The sequence below is a fragment of the Actinoallomurus bryophytorum genome (assembly GCF_006716425.1).
GTDB lineage: Bacteria > Actinomycetota > Actinomycetes > Streptosporangiales > Streptosporangiaceae > Actinoallomurus > Actinoallomurus bryophytorum.
Window position 1 is genome coordinate 3,935,605 of the sequence record NZ_VFOZ01000001.1, and the last position, 18,455, is coordinate 3,954,059.

The 18,455-nt window shown below is 70.5% G+C and carries 18 protein-coding genes; 9 read left to right on the forward strand and 9 right to left on the reverse strand.

Annotated features, from left to right (window positions below; genetic code table 11):
- Positions 1 to 62: 62 nt before the first annotated feature.
- A complete protein-coding gene (locus FB559_RS18655) occupies positions 63 to 1,601 on the reverse strand; it encodes an alkaline phosphatase D family protein (RefSeq protein ID WP_141956813.1) in 1,539 nt (512 codons plus the stop codon).
- Positions 1,602 to 1,971: 370 nt separating this feature from the next.
- Between FB559_RS18655 and FB559_RS18660 the strand changes: the two genes are divergently transcribed.
- Positions 1,972 to 2,370: a cupin domain-containing protein gene (locus FB559_RS18660; protein ID WP_141956814.1), complete on the forward strand. Its 399-nt coding sequence runs from the start codon at positions 1,972 to 1,974 to the stop codon at positions 2,368 to 2,370.
- 38 nt (positions 2,371 to 2,408) lie between these two features.
- On the opposite strand, the gene FB559_RS18665 is transcribed toward FB559_RS18660, so the two are convergent.
- Entirely contained in the window at positions 2,409 to 2,603 is a 195-nt protein-coding gene (locus FB559_RS18665; protein WP_141956815.1) for a hypothetical protein, read from the reverse strand.
- Complete coding sequence (locus tag FB559_RS18670) at positions 2,590 to 3,984, reverse strand: PspC domain-containing protein (RefSeq protein ID WP_185792284.1); 1,395 nt, start codon at positions 3,982 to 3,984, stop codon at positions 2,590 to 2,592. Before FB559_RS18670 ends, FB559_RS18665 begins: the two co-directional genes overlap by 14 nt.
- Before the next feature lie 129 nt (positions 3,985 to 4,113).
- Here FB559_RS18670 and FB559_RS18675 point away from each other — a divergent pair, with 129 nt between their 5' ends.
- Positions 4,114 to 5,307, forward strand: a complete 1,194-nt coding sequence (locus tag FB559_RS18675) for a PspC domain-containing protein (RefSeq protein WP_141956817.1) — start codon at positions 4,114 to 4,116, stop codon at positions 5,305 to 5,307.
- A gap of 24 nt (positions 5,308 to 5,331) precedes the next feature.
- Positions 5,332 to 5,958 (forward strand): LuxR C-terminal-related transcriptional regulator, encoded by a 627-nt coding sequence (locus FB559_RS18680; protein ID WP_141956818.1) that lies wholly within the window; start codon positions 5,332 to 5,334, stop codon positions 5,956 to 5,958.
- A gap of 9 nt (positions 5,959 to 5,967) precedes the next feature.
- Here FB559_RS18680 and FB559_RS18685 read toward each other — a convergent pair whose 3' ends face one another.
- Entirely contained in the window at positions 5,968 to 7,455 is a 1,488-nt protein-coding gene (locus FB559_RS18685) for a right-handed parallel beta-helix repeat-containing protein (RefSeq protein ID WP_141956819.1), read from the reverse strand.
- A 510-nt stretch (positions 7,456 to 7,965) separates the two neighbouring features.
- On the opposite strand from FB559_RS18685, the gene FB559_RS18690 reads away from it, so the two are divergent.
- Complete coding sequence (locus FB559_RS18690) at positions 7,966 to 9,837, forward strand: CASTOR/POLLUX-related putative ion channel (RefSeq protein WP_425455074.1); 1,872 nt, start codon at positions 7,966 to 7,968, stop codon at positions 9,835 to 9,837.
- A gap of 31 nt (positions 9,838 to 9,868) precedes the next feature.
- On the opposite strand, the gene pcrA is transcribed toward FB559_RS18690, so the two are convergent.
- The 5 genes from pcrA to dhaK all read right to left on the reverse strand — a co-directional run bounded on the left by pcrA (position 9,869) and on the right by dhaK (position 14,835).
- Positions 9,869 to 12,178, reverse strand: coding sequence for a DNA helicase PcrA (pcrA, locus tag FB559_RS18695; protein WP_141956821.1), 2,310 nt, complete (start codon positions 12,176 to 12,178; stop codon positions 9,869 to 9,871).
- A 390-nt stretch (positions 12,179 to 12,568) separates the two neighbouring features.
- Positions 12,569 to 12,721, reverse strand: coding sequence for a DUF397 domain-containing protein (locus tag FB559_RS18700; protein ID WP_141956822.1), 153 nt, complete (start codon positions 12,719 to 12,721; stop codon positions 12,569 to 12,571).
- 107 nt (positions 12,722 to 12,828) lie between these two features.
- Positions 12,829 to 13,221: a dihydroxyacetone kinase phosphoryl donor subunit DhaM gene (gene dhaM / locus FB559_RS18705; RefSeq protein ID WP_141956823.1), complete on the reverse strand. Its 393-nt coding sequence runs from the start codon at positions 13,219 to 13,221 to the stop codon at positions 12,829 to 12,831.
- A gap of 10 nt (positions 13,222 to 13,231) precedes the next feature.
- Positions 13,232 to 13,840: a dihydroxyacetone kinase subunit DhaL gene (gene dhaL / locus FB559_RS18710; RefSeq protein WP_246121721.1), complete on the reverse strand. Its 609-nt coding sequence runs from the start codon at positions 13,838 to 13,840 to the stop codon at positions 13,232 to 13,234.
- A complete protein-coding gene (dhaK, locus tag FB559_RS18715; RefSeq protein WP_141956825.1) occupies positions 13,840 to 14,835 on the reverse strand; it encodes a dihydroxyacetone kinase subunit DhaK in 996 nt (331 codons plus the stop codon). Before dhaK ends, dhaL begins: the two co-directional genes overlap by 1 nt.
- Before the next feature lie 101 nt (positions 14,836 to 14,936).
- On the opposite strand from dhaK, the gene FB559_RS18720 reads away from it, so the two are divergent.
- From FB559_RS18720 to cpt, 5 genes are all read left to right on the forward strand, one after another.
- The gene (locus FB559_RS18720; RefSeq protein WP_425455075.1) at positions 14,937 to 15,647 is read left to right on the forward strand and encodes a PIG-L deacetylase family protein; all 711 of its coding nucleotides are present in this window, start codon (positions 14,937 to 14,939) and stop codon (positions 15,645 to 15,647) included.
- Between the two features lie 17 nt (positions 15,648 to 15,664).
- Complete coding sequence (locus tag FB559_RS18725) at positions 15,665 to 16,606, forward strand: nucleoside hydrolase (protein ID WP_246121723.1); 942 nt, start codon at positions 15,665 to 15,667, stop codon at positions 16,604 to 16,606.
- Positions 16,607 to 16,810: 204 nt separating this feature from the next.
- Positions 16,811 to 17,305 carry a beta-class carbonic anhydrase gene (locus FB559_RS18730; protein ID WP_141956826.1) on the forward strand — a complete coding sequence of 165 codons (495 nt, stop codon included), beginning with the start codon at positions 16,811 to 16,813 and terminating at the stop codon, positions 17,303 to 17,305.
- A 128-nt stretch (positions 17,306 to 17,433) separates the two neighbouring features.
- On the forward strand, positions 17,434 to 17,850 hold the full coding sequence (icmB, locus tag FB559_RS18735; RefSeq protein WP_141956827.1) for a coenzyme B12-dependent isobutyryl CoA mutase small subunit: 417 nt from the start codon (positions 17,434 to 17,436) through the stop codon (positions 17,848 to 17,850).
- Positions 17,851 to 17,913: 63 nt separating this feature from the next.
- Complete coding sequence (cpt, locus tag FB559_RS18740; protein ID WP_141961773.1) at positions 17,914 to 18,444, forward strand: chloramphenicol phosphotransferase CPT; 531 nt, start codon at positions 17,914 to 17,916, stop codon at positions 18,442 to 18,444.
- The last annotated feature ends 11 nt before the right edge of the window (positions 18,445 to 18,455 follow it).

Genomic DNA, 18,455 nt, shown 5'->3' on the forward strand with positions numbered 1-18,455 from the left:
AGCGTCGCATTAGCTCCATCTGGTGTTGATCTGATCTCTTTTTTGCGGCGTCCGGGGGGCCGTCAGCGCTGCGCGGGGAGCGCGACCGTGTAGAGGACCTTGCCGCTGTAGTCGCGCAGGCGGGTCGTCAGCTCGCCGGAGTGCCCGTCGACGGCGATCTCGCCGAAGAACTGCGAGCCTTCCAGCGGTGAGGTGTTGGCGTGCGGCGGCACCGCCTGGAACTTCACCGTGGGGCCGAAGGTCGTGTCCAGGACGCTCGGGCCGAAGGCGCCGGCGTTCAGTGGCCCGGACACGAACTCCCAGAACGGGTCGAAGTCCTGGAACGCCGCCTTCGCGGGGTCGTAGTAGTGCGCGGCCGTGTAGTGCACGTCGGTGGTGATCCAGACGACGTTCCGCACCCGGTGCTTCTTGATCGAGGACAGCACGCCGGCCATCTGCAGCTCGCGGCCCAGCGGTGTGCCGTTGTCGCCCTGGGAGACGGCCTCGATGCGGTCGGCGTCCGGCACCACGAGCGACAGCGGCATGTCGGCGGCGACGATCTTCCAGGTGGCCTTGGAGGCGGCCAGCGAGCGTTTCAGCCACTCGGCCTGGCGGGCGCCGAGGATGCCCTGGTCGTCGGCCGTCTGGTCGTCCGGGCCGTTCGCGTTGCGGTAGGTCCGCATGTCGAGCACGAACACGTCCAGCAGCGGGCCGTAGGAGATCTTCCGGTAGATCCGGCCGTCCTGGTGCGGCTGCTGGGTGATCGGGAGGTACTCGAAGAACGCCTGCCGGGCACGTACCGACAGCACGTCCGTGCGCTTCTCGGTGTAGTTCGGGTCGTCCAGGATCTCGCCCGGGTACCAGTTGTTGTGCGTCTCGTGGTCGTCCCACTGGTTGATCTGCGGGATGGCGGCGGCGAGGGCGCGCAGGTTGTCGTCCATCAGGTTGTACTTGTGCTGGCCGCGGTACTCCGCGAGGGTCTCGGCGACCTTCGACTTCTCCGGAGTCGTGAGGTTGCGGTAGATCCGGCCGTCCGGGAGCGTGACGGTGGGCAGGATCGGGTTGTCGGCGTACCAGTGGTCGCCGTTGCACAGGAAGAAGTCCGGGTCGGTAGCCTGGATCGCCTTGAAGATCCGGTATCCGCCGATGTCGGGGTTGATGCCGAAGCCCTGCCCGGCGAGGTCGCCGGACCAGACGAAGCTGACGTCACGGCGCGTCGTCGGGGCGGTGCCGAAGGCGCCGGTGACCGCCGCGGAGGCGAGGGACGAGTCGTGCAGGTCGGCGGCGCGTACCCGGTAGTGGATCTGCTGCCCGGCGGGCAGCCCGTCCAGCCGCACCTTTCCGGTCAGGTCGGTGTCCGGGGTGAGCAGCGGTCCGCGCACGGTCGAGAAGTGCTTGAAGTCCGGGCGCGTGCTGACGTCGACCAGCATCCGCGAGGGCCGGTCGGCGCGGGTCCAGACGACGCCGCCGTGGGCGGACATGTCACCGCTCTGCACGCCATGCGTTAGCTGCGGGCGGCCGGAGCGCACCAGGGCGGTGGCGCGCGGGCCGGTGCCCAGCAGCGCGGCCCCTCCGCCCGCGACGAGGCCGTTGCGAAGAAAAGAACGCCGGTCCAGACCCATGTCCCCACTCCCGTCTCGTGAGAGCCCGCGTGGATGGGACCGCGCTACCGCGCGTCGCCCAGGCGGCCTCAAGCCGCACTGATCGTGGCGTGGCGCGGCGTACGGCGCCAGGACCGAAGGTGGCCAACCGGTGAACTATTCGACGTCTGCGCCTGGGCGAACGGCGTGCTTTGTGGCTGGTCGCGGCATTAGTCCAGCTTGACAGGGCGCGAACGCGGCTAGCAGACTTCTCCCATGCCAGCGCGTACCCTTCCGGCCGCCGACGTGGAGTCCCGCCACGCGGTCGTCGCGCTGTGTCCTTCGTGTTGTCGCTGACCTGACCTCCGTCTCGTCAGCCCGCGGCGCTCGGCCGCTGTCCGAAGGACTTTCCATGAACTTCTCGGTCATCCCCGATATCACCATGCAGGCCCACCACGACCTGGCCGGCGGATCCACGATCGGCCGGCTGGCCGGTGTCGTACGCGAGATGGCCGCCCGGCCGGCGTACTGGTGGCATCTCGCCCGGTTCGACGGCACCCCGGTGCCGGTGGCGGCGGCGGACGACCTGTGGCTCTCGGCCTGGCCGCCCGGCCACCGCGGCGTCCCGGCCGGCCCCGGCGTACTCGCGGTGCTCGCGGGTGAGCTGTCCGAGCGGACCATCACCGGCCAGGGCGTCGCCGAACGCACCCTGCGGGCCAACCGGATCCGCGTCTACGGCACCGACGCCCCCCGTGAGCTGGTCAACCTCGGCCCCGCGTACGCCCTGAGCCTGCACGCGACCACCGCGTGATGGTCGGGTGAACTCCGCGTACCATCGCGCGGATACGCTCACGGGTCGCGGCGGCGGGACTGGAACACGAGGCGGAACAGGGCGATCGCCCCGATGGCGGCGATGACGGCCGGCACGGCCCAGGGGAACGAGACCGGGTGGCCGCCGAGTCCCTCGGCCAGATAGCGGGCCGCGATGCCGGCGAACAGGACCGCGGCCACCAGCGAGGACGGGTCGAACCTATGCCGGAACACGCGTGACCTCCATGTCGCCCACCTTGCTCCGGATGTGCAGCACGATGGTGGGGATCGGCCCGGCGACCTGGCCTTCGGGCTCGAGCACTCGGCGTACGCGTGCGCCGGGGCCGCTCGTCACCTGCCGGTCGATGGTGATGTCGCCGAGGTAGGCATGCCCGTCGATCTCCACGCGTGCTGCGGCCGGCACCCTCACCGCCAGCACACCCAGCGTCACCTGGGCGTTCACGCGGAGCGACTCGCCCGGCGAGAGCGGCACCGTGGTCAGGTCCACGACACCCTGGCCGACGAGGACCTTGTGTGACTGCTCGGCCTGCGCGGTCGCGACCGGGCGCCAGATCTGATGATGCGTCTTCCGTGCGACGGCGGCGTTGCCGGCGATCGAGGTCGATGCGAGGGCGAAGGACATGATGGCTCCAACGAGGACGAGCTTGCGGTCCCGGCCGAACCAGGCACCGAGAAAGAGGCCGCAGGCGATGACCGCCAGCGCCCCGGCGATGACGACCTGGTACCGGCTGAAAGCGGTCCGGTCGTCGACGGTCAGGTACAGCACGGCGCCGACGATCACGGCCGTCAGCAAGGTCAGCGTGGCGAGGTAGGACCGGCGATGCGGCCGGACCCACGGGGACTCGGCGGGCGGCGGCGCGGCGTCGGCCGCGTGCGGGCCCTGGGAATAGGGGTCGGTGCCGTACGGGCCGGGGACGGTGTCGGAGGGTTCGGCCGTGTCCGCCGGCGGCGTGTGCGCGGCCGTGGAGCCCGAAGCGGCGGCGTAGGGGCCCGCGGCGTACGTGTCTCCGCGCCGGCCGAGCCGGGCGAGGTCCACCATGCCGTCGGACAGCCCCGGGGCCGGCGCGGGTGGCGGCGTCCAGGACGACAGCGGCCGGCCCTTGATGTGGTCCGGCAGGCCGCGAGCGACCTGAACGAGGTCGACGCCACGCGACCGTGCCACGAGCAGTGTCAGGCCGAACACCACGACCACGGCCAGTGCCTTGCCGGAGCCCCAGTTTCCGGCAATGCCGAACACCATGCCCGCGGCGAACACCGCGCCGAGCAGCGCCAGCGCGGTGTCGCCGTCGAAGATGCGCCGGCCCATCCTCTCGATCTTCGAAGGGCCGCCGTCCGGCGCACCCATGAGGAGGAAGGCGGCGATGTACAGCAGCACACCGACGCCGGTCGCGAGTACGAGCAGCGCGAACGCCACTCGGAACACGATGGCGTCGATGCGCGTATAACGGGCGAGGCCGGCGCAGACACCGGTGATCAGGCGTCCCTCCTGAGAGCGGATGAGCCGTCGCGGCTCGGCGCCCGCTCGGGGGCCTGGCGGAGCCTCGGCCTGGGGTCCAGGCTCGGAGCTCCGCGGTGGGTCGCTGTCCTCGTTCATGGTCCCATCGTCGCGGGTCCGCGCCGCGACGACCATCCGGGAGGACCCTGACTCATCCCTGAGGGTCTCCGGGATCTCCCAGGGCGGTCCCCGATGCGCTGATGGCCTGGAACGTGTGACCATCTCCTTGTGTCTGAAACGCCCAGCGGGGAGACCGTCGAGCTGACCCCCCCACGCCTCGAACGACGAGCCGACCGCCGGCTCGTCGCCGGCGTGTGCTCTGGGCTGGCCGAGCACCTCGGCCTCGAACTGACCGTCGTACGCGTGGCGTTCGCCGTGCTCATCTCCACGGGCGTGGGCATCATCGCGTACGTCGCGCTCTGGCTGATGGTGTCGCGCCGTGAGGAGCCCGAGGGCCGCCGTGACCTGGGCCGGCTCGTCGCGTACGGCGCGCTGGTCGGAGGACTCTGCCTGTTCACGTGGGGGGCGGGCGCGCTCAACTGGGCCGCGTGGCCGATCGTCGCCGGCGGCATCGGGGTCGGGATCATCTGGCAGCAGGCCGATCCGGAGCGGCGGCAGCGCTGGGTGCGCAACAGCCAGGCCATGTGGCTCCGCAGCATCATCGGCATGCTGCTGGTGGCCGGCGGCCTGGTCGCCTTCCTCGCCAGGAAGGTCCAGCCGGGTGAGGCCGGGCAGGTGCTGTTCGGCTCGATCGTCGTGCTGGCCGGGTTCGGCGTCGTCGTCGCGCCCTGGCTGCTGCGGATGTGGCGCGACCTGGACAGCGAACGCCGCGAGCGCATCCGTTCCCAGGAACGCGCCGAGGTCGCCGCGCACGTACACGACTCCGTCCTGCACACGCTCACGCTGATCCAGCGCAACGCCCACGACGTGCGCGAGGTACAGCGGCTGGCCCGCTCCCAGGAACGCGACCTGCGCGCCTGGCTGTACGAACCCAAGGCCGACGCCGAACAGGATCTCGCCGCCGCGGTGCGCAAGGCCGCCGCCGAGGTGGAGGATCATCATGGGATGCCGATCGAGGTGGTGTGCGTGGGCGACTGCCCGCTGGACGAACGCCTCGGCGCCATGCTCCAGGCGGCCCGCGAGGCCATGGTCAACGCCGCCAAGTACGCCGATGGCGACCCGGAAGACGAGGCCAGGACCTCGTCACTGTCGGTCTACGCCGAGGTGGCCGGCGAGGACGTCTCGATCTTCGTACGCGACCGTGGCCGCGGCTTCGACCTCGACGCCGTCCCCCAGGACCGGATGGGCCTGCGCGAGTCCATCATCGGACGCATGGAGCGCAACGGCGGAAAGGCCGAGATCCGTACGGCCCCGGGCGAGGGCACCGAGGTCAGACTGGAGATGCGGCGCGATGCGAAATGACGGGCGAACAGGGATGATGCGGCCATGACACGTGTGGTGCTGGTCGATGACCATCAGATGTTCCGGAGCGGCGTGAAGGCCGAGCTGGGCGACTCCGTCGAGATCGTCGGTGAGGCCGGCGACGTGGACGAGGCGGTCGCGGTCATCAAGGAGACCGTGCCGGAGGTGGTGCTGCTCGACGTCCACCTGCCTGGAGGCGGGGGCGTCGAGGTGCTGCGCCAGGTGCTCCCGTCGGAGACCAAATTCCTGGCCCTGTCGGTGTCGGACGCCGCGGAGGACGTCATCGGCGTCGTACGCGGCGGCGCCCGCGGCTACGTCACCAAGACCATCTCGGGCGGCGAGCTGACCAACGCGATCGAACGCGTGGCCGAGGGCGACGCGGTGTTCTCACCGCGCCTGGCGGGCTTCGTCCTGGACGCGTTCGCCGCCTCCGACGCCCCGTCCATCGACCCCGAGCTCGACCAGCTCACCCAGCGCGAGCGCGAGGTCCTGCGCCTGATCGCCCGTGGCTACGCGTACAAAGAGGTCGCCAAGGAGCTGTTCATCTCGGTCAAGACCGTCGAGACGCACGTGAGCAGCGTCCTGCGCAAGCTCCAGCTCTCGAACCGCCACGAACTCTCCCGCTGGGCCGCCGCCCGCCGCCTCGTGTGACGTCGCGGGTTACGAGGCCGGGCGAGGCGGGGCGGTGAGCCAGGTGCAGCCGGGCGGATCCAGGCGGCTCTTGTCGTCCGGGCGGTAGGCCGCGCAGGCGGTGACGGTGAAGGTCTTCGCCGGATTGCCCTGCTGCGCGTACGGGCCGCCCGAGGAGGGGTGGTCACAGGTCGGCAGGAGGGCGGGATCGCTGCGCGGGGTGCCCGTCGACGAGGCGTTGCTCTGCCAGCAGTTGCGGTCGCCCTGCTCGTCCCACCAGAAGTCGGTGCCGTTGGGCGCCGGCAGGCCGGCCGGTGTCACGCCCATGAGGTTGCCGACGTAGCGGTTGCCGTGTGAGGTGTCGCGCTGCTTGGCCGGGTCGGTCTCCCCGCGGCGGCTCGCCGGGATCCAGTACTGCGCGATGCCGAACCGCCAGTTGTCGTAGACGAGGTTGCTCGCGTAGGTGTTCTCGTCGCCGCCCGCGAGCAGCATGCCGGTGCCGACGGGTACCGCCCGGCGCGGGCACCGTGCGTGGCAGTCGTGGTAGAGGTCCGCGTTGTTGCCGAAGACCCGGTTCGCGACGAACATCGCGTGGTTCTGCGGCATGCCGACCGCCTGCACGCTGCTGTCGAGCATCGCGCCGGTGGAGTTGCCGTTGAACACGTTGTCGTGGACGTACACCGAGTCGCCCGCGGTGCCGGAGTAGCCGACCAGGTTGCCGTACGAGCGGCAGCGGCGGATCTCGACGGCCAGCCGGTCGCCCTGGCGGTCGGCGGCCGAGGCGGTGGCGATGCCGGCGTCACCGTTGCCGGACGCCGTGCAGTCGGTGACCAGCCCGTGGTCGGAGGTGTAGGAGGCGAGCCCGTGCCCGCCGTTGCCGAGGCCGCTGACCTGGTCCAGTACGAAGCCGTCGGTCTCGGACACGCTCACGCCGTCCTCGCCGAAGCCGCGGACGGTCACGCCGCGCAGGTAGAACCCGTCGGCGCGGTCGGCGCGGATACCGACCTGCTTGCCGCCCTCGATGATCACAGGGCCGCCGACGCCCTCGATCTGCAGGTCGGGCATGCCGGCGATGCTGATGAGGCTCTGCAGGTGGGGGCAGGCGCGCTGGTCGTCGTAGGACAGGGGCGCCTCGTCGTCGAGCTTGGCGCACCGGCCCTTCGGCGCGGCCAGCGAGGACTTCTCGCGGTAGGTGCCGGGCAGCACGTAGATCGTCGTCCCGCGCGTGGTCGCGGCGTCGATCGCCTTCTGGATCTCGTGGTAGGCGCACGAACCCGCCAGTTGCTTCGCGACGCCGGTCAGCCGGGCGCCGGGCCGGCAGACGACCAGGTGCGGCGAGGCGGTCGCCGGGCGGTAGACCGGCACGTGGTAGGTCCCGGGGGTCGGGGTGGCCGGCCAGGTGGCCGTGGCCGGAGACGTGCCGGGTCGCGCGTCAGCGGCGAGGGCCGGCGAGGCGAACGAGACCGTGGTCACGATGAAGACGACTGCGACGAGGAGACGCCGCGCGAACCGCCCCATTTTCCTCCCAACGGGCCGCAGGTGCTCCCAGGTGCATCATGCAGGTCCGCGCGCAACATGTCGACGCCCGCATCCGGCCATCCGAAACGTGCAACCTGGCCGGCGCACGTGCGCCTGAAATCCCGCCGGTCCGTTGGCCATCGCGCCGATGGGGGTTCGCGCGATCCGGGAAGACCTGGCAGGGATCCTTTCACGACCGGGTCCTTCATGAGTGGTGCGCCACCGTCGCGGACGGCGCGAGCGGAGCGGCCGGTCTGGCGGAGCGGCCGGTCTGGCGGAGCGGCCGGTTTGGCGGAGCGGCCGGTCTGATGGCGGCGGCGCGCTCGAGAGGTCCGGCCGGCTCATCCTTCGACGGCAGCTCCCGGACGGCGGGAAGGCCTGGATACGCCGGTGCCGGGCCCGCGGGTACAGCGTTCGTCGCCCAAATGGGCGATTCACCCGGTCTTGTCCGTACGGGCTGGTAGCTTCATCCGGCGCACGGCACGGCGCGCTTGGATGTGGGGGATTCGGTTGGCTCAGGTGCGGTTGCGGGATCGCGGGCGGTACGCGTTCGACAACACCATGTCGAAGGGCCCGTCGGCGCTGATCGGCTGGCTCGGCCTGGCCTCAGCGATCCTCATCGTCGTGTTCGCCTCCCTGACCGTGGCGCTCACCCCCGGCGACGCCGGTCACAACGGGCACTGGCCAGGGATGCTGTGGCGCACCCTGATGCGCGCCATCGACCCCGGAACCGTGGGCGGGGACACCGGCAGCCCGATGTACCTGGCGCTGATGCTGGCCGTCACGGTCGGCGGCATCTTCATCGTCAGTGCCCTGATCGGTGTGCTCACCACCGGTCTGGAAACCAAGATCGCTGACCTGCGCAAGGGCCACTCGAAGATCATCGAGCGGAACCACACCGTGCTGCTGGGCTGGTCGGATCAGGTCTTCACCGTGATCTCCGAACTCGGGAAGGCCAACGAGAGCCAGCGCCGCTCCTGCGTGGCGATCCTCGCCGACCAGGACAAGGTCGACATGGAAGAGGCGATCCGCCGCCACGTCGACCTCGGCAACACCCGGGTGGTCTGCCGCCGTGGTGACCCTCTCAAGGTCGCCGACCTGGACCTGGTCAGTCCGGACACGGCACGATCCATCATGGTCATCGCGCCGCCCGCCGAGGATCCCGACACCCATGTGATCAAAGTGCTGCTCTCTCTCGGCGCGAGGGACTGGAGCTCGCACCGGCCCTCGGTCGTGGCCGCCGTGACCAACTCGGCGAACCTGCCCGCCGCGAGGCTCGCCGGCGGCTCTGCCGCGCACGTGATCGACGCCGATGACATCGGGGTCCGGCTGGTCGTCCAGTCCCACCGCCAATCCGGCCTGTCCACCGTCTGTACGGACCTGCTGGACTTCTCCGGCAACGAGTTCTACCTCCGGTCCGAACCGTCCCTGACGGGCAAGACGTTCGGTGACGCGCTGGACGCGTACGAGCTCGGCATCTCGATCGGGCTACGGCGAACGGGTGGCACCGTGCTGGTGAACCCGCCCATGGACACCGTCATCGAAACCGACGACCAGCTCATCGTGCTGGCCGAGGACGACCTGCTGGTCCGGCTCGCCGCCGGCCCTCCGCAGGTCGTGACCGATGCGATCAGCACCACCGAACCCGAGGGCGCCAAGCCCGCTCGTACGCTGCTGGTCGGCTGGAACCAGCGAGCCCCGAAGATCATCAGCCTGCTCGACGCGTTCGCCCAGCCAGGATCGGTGCTGGACGTCGCGGCGTTCAGGGACGACCCGCGAAAGCGGCTCACCGATCCGGCCCACCTCACGATCGGCTTCACCAGCTGTGACCCCACCGACCGTGCCGCGCTGGAAGCCCTCGACGCCGGCTCGTACCAGCACGTCATCGTGCTCTCCGACGATGCCCACGCCCCGCAGCACGCCGACGCCCGTACTCTCGTCACCTTGCTGCACCTGCGTGACATGGAAGAACGCATCGGTGATCCCTACTCGATCGTCAGCGAGCTCAACGACGAGGGCAACCGGGAGGTCGCCCAGGTCACCAGGGCCGATGACTTCGTCGTCAGCGCCCGGCTCATCAGCCTGCTGCTGACCCAGCTGACCGAGAACCACCACCTGCGGGATGTGTTCGCCAGCCTGCTGGACCCGACCGGTTCGGAGATCTACCTCAAACCCGCCACCGACTACCTGCTCCCCGGCACGCCGGCGAACTTCGCCACCGTCATCGAAGCCGCACGCAGGCGAGGTCAGACGGCCCTGGGGTACCGCCGTCGCGAGGAGTTCCACCGGTCGCCCGCCTACGGCGTCGTGCTGAACCCCGACAAGGCCGCCCCGCTCACCCTGTCGGCCGACGACCGCGTCATCGTCCTGTCCGAACAGTGACCTCGCCGCCGCTTGTGGCCGTTCGAAGACCCTAGAGTTTCTGTATCGGCGCGTAGCGGAGCACGAAGCGCTTGACGCCGTAGTCGCCGCCGAAATCAACGGTCGCGGCGGCCTTTTCACCGGCGCCGTCGACGGTGACGACCGTGCCCAGCCCGAACGCGTCGTGGACGACCCGGTCGCCCGCGGACAGGGCCGGAACCTCACGGTTGCCCGGCGAGCGTACGCCCGGCCGCTGGGCGACCGAGGCCATCGCCGGAGCGCCCGAGGCCTCGGAGCGCTGCCACTCGACCAGCGTCTCGGGGATCTCGGTGAGGAAACGCGAGGCCGGATTGTAGGACGGCGCGCCCCACGAGCTGCGCATGGTCGCGCGGGAGACGTAGAGCCGCTGCCGGGCGCGGGTGATGCCGACGTAGGCGAGCCGCCGCTCCTCCTCCAGCTGCTTGGGGTCGCCGAGCGAGCGCAGGTGCGGGAAGACGCCGTCCTCCATGCCGGTGAGGAAGACGACGGGGAACTCCAGGCCCTTGGCGGTGTGCAGCGTCATCAGCGTGACGACGCCGTCGCCGCCCTCGGGGCTGCGCTCGCCGGGCGGGACGACGCCGTTCTGCCCGCCGGGAATCTGGTCGGCGTCGGCGACGAGCGCGACCTGCTCCAGGAACTCAACGAGCCGGCCCTCGGCGGGACGCTCCCGTACCTCCTCGCCCTCGGCGGGCTGGACCGCCAGCACGCCCGTCGCGAGGCGCTCCTCGAACTCGGCCGCCACCGACTCCATCTCGCGGAGGTTCTCGATGCGGGTCTCGTCCTGCGGGTCGCGCGAGCCTTCGAGCTCGGCGAGGTAGCCGCTCTTGGTCAGGATGGCCTCGACGAGCTCGGCCGGCGTGGAGGTCTCCACCATCTCGCCCAGCTCGTCCAGGAGCGCGACGAAGTCCTTGATCTGGTTGAGCGACCGGGTGGCGATGGCCGGCGCCTCGTCGGCCCGCCGCAGCGCCTGCCAGAACGAGATGCGCTCGCGCCCTGCGAGCGCCTCGACACAGGCCTCGGCACGGTCGCCGATGCCGCGCTTGGGGACGTTGAGGATGCGCCGCAGGCTCACGGTGTCCTCGGGGTTGCCCAGGACACGCAGGTAGGCGAGCAGGTCGCGGATCTCCTTGCGCTCGTAGAACCGGACGCCCCCGACGACCTTGTACGGCAGGCCGACGCGGATGAAGACCTCTTCGAACACACGTGACTGCGCGTTGGTGCGGTAGAAGATCGCCACCTGACCGGGCTTGATCTCCTCGTCGTCGGTGAGCCGGTCGATCTCCTGCGCGACGAACGCCGCCTCGTCGTGCTCGTTGTCGGCGACGTAGCCGGTGACGTTGGGCCCGTTGCCCTGGTCGGACCACAGGCGCTTCGGCTTGCGGTCGGCGTTGCGCTCGATCACCGCGTTGGCCGCCGACAGGATCGTCTGCGTGGAGCGGTAGTTCTGCTCCAGCAGGATGACGCTCGCGTCGGGGTAGTCGCGCTCGAACTCCAGGATGTTGCGGATCGTCGCGCCGCGGAAGGCGTAGATCGACTGGTCGGCGTCGCCGACCACGCACAGCTCGGCGGGTTTGAGTCCCTCGTCGTCGCCCTGCTGGCCGACCAGCTCGCGGACCAGGACGTACTGCGCGTGGTTGGTGTCCTGGTATTCGTCCACGAGCACGTGACGGAACCGCCGCCGGTAGTGCTCGGCGACGTCCGGGAACGCCTGCAGGAGGTTGACGGTCGTCATGATCAGATCGTCGAAGTCCAGCGCGCCGGCCTGCTGAAGCCGCGCCTGGTAGGTCTCGTACGCCTCGGCGAGCGTCTTTTCGAGATGGGTCGACGCCTGGGACTTGAAGGTCTCGTAGTCGATGAGCTCGTTCTTGAGGTTGGAGACCTGGGCGGAGAAACCGCGCGGCGGGTAACGCTTGGGGTCCAGGTCGAGCTCCCGGCAGACCAGCGCCATCAGGCGTTGTGAGTCGGCCTGGTCATAGATCGAGAAACCGCTGGGGAACCCGAGCCGCTTCGCCTCACGACGCAGGATGCGCACGCAGGCGGAGTGGAACGTCATCACCCACATCGCACGGGAACGGTTGCCGACGAGCGCCTCGACGCGCTCTCTCATCTCACCGGCGGCCTTGTTGGTGAACGTGATCGCCATGATCTCCGCGGGCTGAACGTCACGCTCGGCGAGGAGGTAGGCGATGCGGTGGGTGAGCACACGGGTCTTACCCGAGCCGGCTCCGGCCACGATCAGCAACGGACCGCCGTGATGCACGACCGCCGCGCGCTGAGCGTCGTTGAGGCCGTCGAGAAGGGGATGGCTTACAAGCGTCGACACTCAAAGAAGCCTACGGCCTACCGCCGACATCCGGCGGCGAGCCACGGGAACGAACCACGGCGGCAGCGGTTATCCACAGCTCGGCCGAGACCTGTTCCCCCGGTCGCTTCCCCTTGGACAATAGGAGTGGGCTGGAGCCCCCTGGGCGGGCGGGGAGTGCCTGGGCGGGCGGGGAGCCCCAAGGGCGGGCGAGGAGTGCCTGGGCGGGCGGGGAATGCCAGGGCGGGCGGCGCCCCCCGGACGAGCTGGAGCCCCCAGGGCGGGCGGGAGCTTCCAGGGCGGGCGGGAGTGTGGGCGTCTCGGCGGACGGGGAGCCTTCGCGTGATCCTGGCATCACGGGGACGTGTAGGGGTGCCTTCTGTCGCAGGCGGTTCGCTGGTTGACCGGCACTTACCGCAAGGCGGCCCGTACGGCGCGAGGAGTGTCGCTCACGTCCGGCTTCTTGCTGTCGCGGAGGCCGCTGTTACCGGAGAGGTTCGCGACTTCTACACAGTCGCTGTTCTCGATGCCCTGACTCCGGCTCGACTTACGCCATCGGATCATGGCGGATGACCTCCTTCGTCTGTTCTATCAACCTTCGAAAAGAGTCTTCGGGTGATATCCGCCGGGCGGGGGAGCGTACGCCCGGTGTGACGCCCCCCAAGACCGGATCACGTCTTGCGGAACTGATACGCCTCTCCGGCCGCGGTGGTCACTCCGGCCACATCGGCACCGCCGGCAGCGGCCGACGCGGCCGCCACCGCGCCCTCCACGAAAGGCGCGTCGGCCAGGACGACCTCGGTGTCCTCCTCAAGGTCCTCCAGGTAGGTCTTCGCCGTCAGGACCGAGCTGCCGAGGTCGGCGATCAGCACGACTCCGCCGCCCCCGTCGGCCTTGCGTACCGCCGCCTCGAGCAGGTCGATGCTCGTGCCCAGTCCGCCGTCCTCGGTGCCTCCGGCGGGCTCCACGGAGACCTCGCCGACGCCCATCTGGCGCGCGAGTTCGGCCGCGCCCTCGGCGAGCGCCCGGCTGTGTGAGATCAGCACGATTCCCACGTTGGCCATTCGTTCCCCCTCAGGACCGGCCGGCCACGTCGGCCAGGGCGCGGAAGAGCAGCACGGTCGAGGCGGCGCCGGGGTCGAGGTGGCCCACGCTGCGCGGCCCCAGATAGCTGGCCCGCCCCTTGCGTGCCTGGAGCGCCACGGTCGCCTCGGCGCCCTTCTCCGCGCCGTCCAGCGCGGCTCGTGTCGCCGCCGCGAGACCCTCGCCGGCCGCTCCCTCGTACGCGGCGACCGCCGGGGTCAGGGCGTCGACCATGGTCTTGTCGCCCTCCTCGGCCTTGCCCAGCTCCTTGATGCCCTCAAGCGCGGCGCGAAGGGCCGCGCCGAGTCCGGCGGCGTCGACCTCGGTCGCGTCGCCGAACGCCTTGCCCGCGCGGCGCAGCGCGGTGCCGTACAGCGGTCCGGACGCTCCGCCGGTCTTGGAGACCAGCGTGCGGCCCGCGGTCATCAGCACCTTGCCGGGCGGCAGGTCCGAGTCCAGCGCGGCCACGGCGGCGCGCAGGCCGCGGTCGAGGTTCGTCCCGTGGTCACCGTCGCCGATGTCCGAGTCGAGCCTCGTCAGCCGCGAGGCGTCGGCGGTGACCAGCTCGGAGAACCGCACGATCCATTGGCGTACGTCCATCAGCGTCCCCATCGCAGGCCGGGCGTCTCCACCGGCGCGTCCCACAGCTCGGCGAGCCGCGGCGTCAGCCGGCAGACCGAGATCATGCACCCGGCCATGTCCAGGCTCGTCACGTAGTTGCCGACCAGGCGGCGCGAGACGGTGGCCCCGTGCCCGGTCAGCCATTTGTCCGCCGCGGCGTACGCGCCGTACAGCTCCATCAGCGGGGTTCCGCCCATGCCGTTGACCATGACGAGCACGTCGGACCCGGACAGCGGCATGTCGTCGTTGATCGCGGACAGCGAGAAGTCGACGATCTCCGTGGCGGTCCGGAGCTTCGTACGCTCGCGGCCGGGCTCCCCGTGGATGCCGATGCCCAGCTCGATCTCGTCCTCGCCGAGCTCGAAGGTGGGCCGTCCCGCGGCCGGGACCGTACACGCGGTCAGGGCGACGCCGAACGACCGGCTCCGCTCGTTGACCTCGGTGGCCACGGCTGCCACGTCCGCCACAGCACCATCCGCCTCGGCGAGCGCGCCAGCGATCTTCTCGACGAAGACCGTCGCGCCGGTGCCACGGCGTCCGGCCGTGAACGTGCTGTCCTGCACCGCGACGTCGTCGTCGATCACGACGGGGATGACCTCGATGTCCTCGTCGTCGGCAAGCTCGGCCGCCATCTGGAAATTCAGCACGTCGCCGGTGTAGTTCTTCACGATGTGGACGACCCCGGCCCCACCGGAGACGGCGGTCGTCGCGGCGAGGATCTGGTCGGGCACCGGGGAGGTGAACACCTCTCCAGGGCAGGCGGCGTCGAGCATGCCGTACCCCACGAACCCTCCGTGCAACGGCTCGTGCCCGGAACCTCCCCCGGAGATGAGCCCGACCTTGCCCGTACGCGGCGCGTCGGCGCGCACGATGATCCGTTGGTCCAGGTCCACGCGCAGGGACGGGTGGGCCGCGGCCATGCCGCGCAGGGCGTCGAGGACTACGTCGTCAACGGCGTCAATCAGTTTCTTCATCTGTCCGGAATACCCCGCCAACACGCAAAACGCCAGAGTCGGAGGGGGACGGCAGGGTAAAGCCCGTGTGTTCTTCATGAGCGCTTTCCTAGGATGTGACCGTGATCGAAGACGTGGCACGCGCGCTGATGGTGATGGCCCACCCCGACGATGTCGACTTCTCCGCGGCCGGGACGGTGGCGACCTGGACCGACGCGGGCATTGAGGTGACGTACCTCATCGTGACCGACGGCGACGCGGGAGGCTTCGACGACGACGTGCCGCGAGAGGAGATCGCACCGCTGCGCCGCGCCGAGCAGCGGGCCGCCGCCAAATGCGTGGGCGTCACCGACGTCCGCTTCCTCGGCTATCCCGACGGACGGGTGGAGGCGACCCTCGACCTCCGGCGTGACATCGCGCGGGTCATCCGGCAGGTGCGTCCCGACCGGGTGGTGGTGCCGAGCCCGGAGCGCAACTACCAGCGCCTGGCCCCGAGCCACCCCGACCACCGCGCGGTGGGCTCGGCCGCCCTGGACGCCGTGTACCCGGACGCACGCAACCCCTACGCCTTCCCCGAGCTGCGTGCCGAGGGCCACGAGGCGTGGACCGTACGCGAGGTGTGGATCTCTGCCGCAGGGTCGGGCGAGCACCTCGTCGACATCACCGAGGTGTTCGATCGCAAGGTGGCGGCGCTGCGGGCGCACGCCAGCCAGATCTCCGAGACCGCCGACCTCGAGGGAATGCTGCGCGGTTTCCTGTCCGCCAACGCCGAGCGCGGCGGCCTCGCCGAGGGGCGTCTGGCCGAGGCGTTCCAGATCATCCCCGCGGCGTGACTTTCCCCGGAGAACCCTTGAAGACCAGGATCCTGCTCGACTGCGACACCGGGATCGACGACGCCCTGACGCTGCTCTACCTGGCCTCGCTGGTCAGGTCCGGTGAGGTCGACCTCGTCGCCGTCGGCACGGTGCACGGCAACGTCGCTCCGGAGATCGGTGCGCTCAACACCCTGCGGGTGCTGGAGCGTGCGGGGCTGCACGACGTGCCGGTGGCGGTCGGTGCCGCCCGGCCGATGGCCCAGGAGGTCGCGTACGCCCACGACTGGCACGGTACGGACGGCCTCGGCGAGACCGGGCTGCCGGAGCCCTCGGGCCGTCCGGGTGACATCTCCGCGCCGGAGCAGATCATCCGGCTGGCCAGGGCGCACCCCGGCGAGCTGAGCCTGCTGGCGGTGGGCCCGCTGACCAACCTCGCCATCGCGCTCCTGCTCGAACCCGCGCTGCCCGGCATGTTCCGCGAGGTCGTCGTGATGGGTGGGGCCTTCGAGTACGGCGGCAACATGACGAGCCACGCCGAGGCGAACGTCTGGCACGACCCCGAGGCGGCCGAGCTCGTCTTCGCCGCGGGCTGGCCGGTCACGCTGGTGCCGCTCGACGCGACCCACCCGACCGCGCTGGACGGCGAGTGGCTGGACAGGCTGGCGGCGGCGGAGGGCGACGTCGCCCGGTTCGCCGCCCGGATCCTGGAGTTCTACGTCACGGCCTACGAACGCTCGCTGGGCGTACGGGGCGCGGTGATCCACGACGCGCTCGCCGCCATGCTGACCGTCGATCCCTCGCTCGGGGAGTACGCCGAACGGCCGGTACGGGTCGAGCTGCGCGGCGACCGTACGCGCGGCGCGACGCTCTGGGACCGGCGGTTGTACGCCGACGAAGGCGGCCGCCCGCCGGTCAAGGTCGTGGTGCGCACCGACGTCGAGGCCTTCCGGGAGCGCCTGCTCGCGAGCCTGCTCTGACGGTGGGTGGGGGGCTGGCCACGGACCGTTTCGTGTGCTGTGATCGCGGTATGTCCGACGGCCCCGGGATCCTGCTCGACGTCTTCTGGGTGAGCCGTCGCCTCTACCTGTTCGACCAGCTCAGTCGCAGGGGTCGCAGGCCGGTGCCTGCAGGCCGCCTGCGGCCCGCCCCGGTTTCCCACCACGGAGAGAAGGAGCGGTCGAATGTCCGTTACGGACGAACTACTGGCCAACGCCCAGCGCTACGCCGCCGGGTTCGACAAGGGTGACCTCCCACTGCCCCCCGCCAAGGGGGTGGCGATCGTCGCCTGCATGGACGCACGGCTCAACGTGTACGGCCTGCTGGGCCTGTCCGAAGGCGACGCGCACGTCATCCGCAACGCCGGCGGCGTGATCACCTCGGACGAGATCCGGTCCCTGGCGATCAGCCAGCGGCTGCTCGGCACGAAGGAGATCGTGCTGATCCACCACACCGACTGCGGGATGCTGACGTTCACCGACGACGGGTTCCGTGCCCAGGTGCAGGCCGACACCGGGATCAAGCCCGAATGGGCGGCGGAGGCGTTCCCCGATCTCGAGGGCGACGTGCTGCAGTCGATCGAACGCATCAAGGCCAGCCCGTTCGTGCCGGACAAGTCCTCGGTGCGCGGGTTCGTCTACGACGTCAAGACCGGTGAGCTGAACGAGGCCACCGGCTGACCTGGCATGCCGGGGTGGTCCCGTCTTCGCGCCGGGGCCACCCTTCGCCCGGTGCGCATCGCCCCGCTCGGGCGGCTCTCCAGTGGGTACGGCTAGTCTGCGGAAAAGTATTCCACTAGGAGGCGGTAATGGCTGGTCCGATCCGCGTCGTCGTCGCAAAGCCCGGTCTCGACGGGCATGATCGCGGCGCGAAGGTCGTCGCCAGGGCGCTGCGTGACGCCGGTATGGAGGTCATCTACACCGGGTTGCACCAGACGCCGGAGCAGATCGTCGAGGCGGCCATTCAGGAGGACGCCGACGGCATCGGCCTGTCCATCCTGTCGGGAGCGCACATGACGCTGTGCGCCAAGGTCCTCGAGCTGCTCAAGGAGCGCGACGCCCTCGACATCTCCGTCTTCGTGGGCGGCATCATCCCCGAAGGTGACTTCCCGGAGCTGGACAGGCTCGGCGTGGCGAGGATCTTCACCCCCGGCGCGACGACCCAGGACATCGTCGAGTGGGTACGCGCCAACGTGGGTGCGAAGGAGAGCGTCGCCGAGAGCTGAGGCCGCCGACCGGCCGAAACCCGGTTCCGTCCGCCGTCGCGGCATCCCTAGTGTGGCGTCGTGATGCCTCAGGTGATCGTCCTCAACGGCGGCTCCAGCTCGGGAAAGTCCGGCATCGCCCGGTGCCTGCAGGCGGTGCTGCCGGACCCGTGGCTGGCGCTCGGGACCGACACGTTCGTGGAGGCGATGCCCGCGTCGATGCGGGCATCGGAGGCGGGGATCGAGTTCGCCGCGGACGGCGAGGTCGTCGTCGGGCCGGACTTCCGGACGCTGGAGGCCGCATGGATCGACGGGGTGGCCGCGATGGCCCGTGCCGGTGCACGGGTCATCGTCGACGAGGTCTTCCTCGGCGGAGCGGCGTCCCAGCGGCGCTGGCGGACGGCGCTCGCCGGCCTGGACACGCTGTGGGTCGGTGTCAGGTGCGAGAGCGCGGTCGCCGCGGGCCGTGAGGTCGCGCGGGGCGATCGTGCCGCCGGCATGGCCGCCCTGCAGGCGGACATGGTGCACCACGGTGTGGTCTATGACCTGGAAGTGGACACGACCCACACGGAGTCGATGGAGTGCGCGCGGGACATCGCCTCCCGCCTCGGCTGACGGGCGGCCCG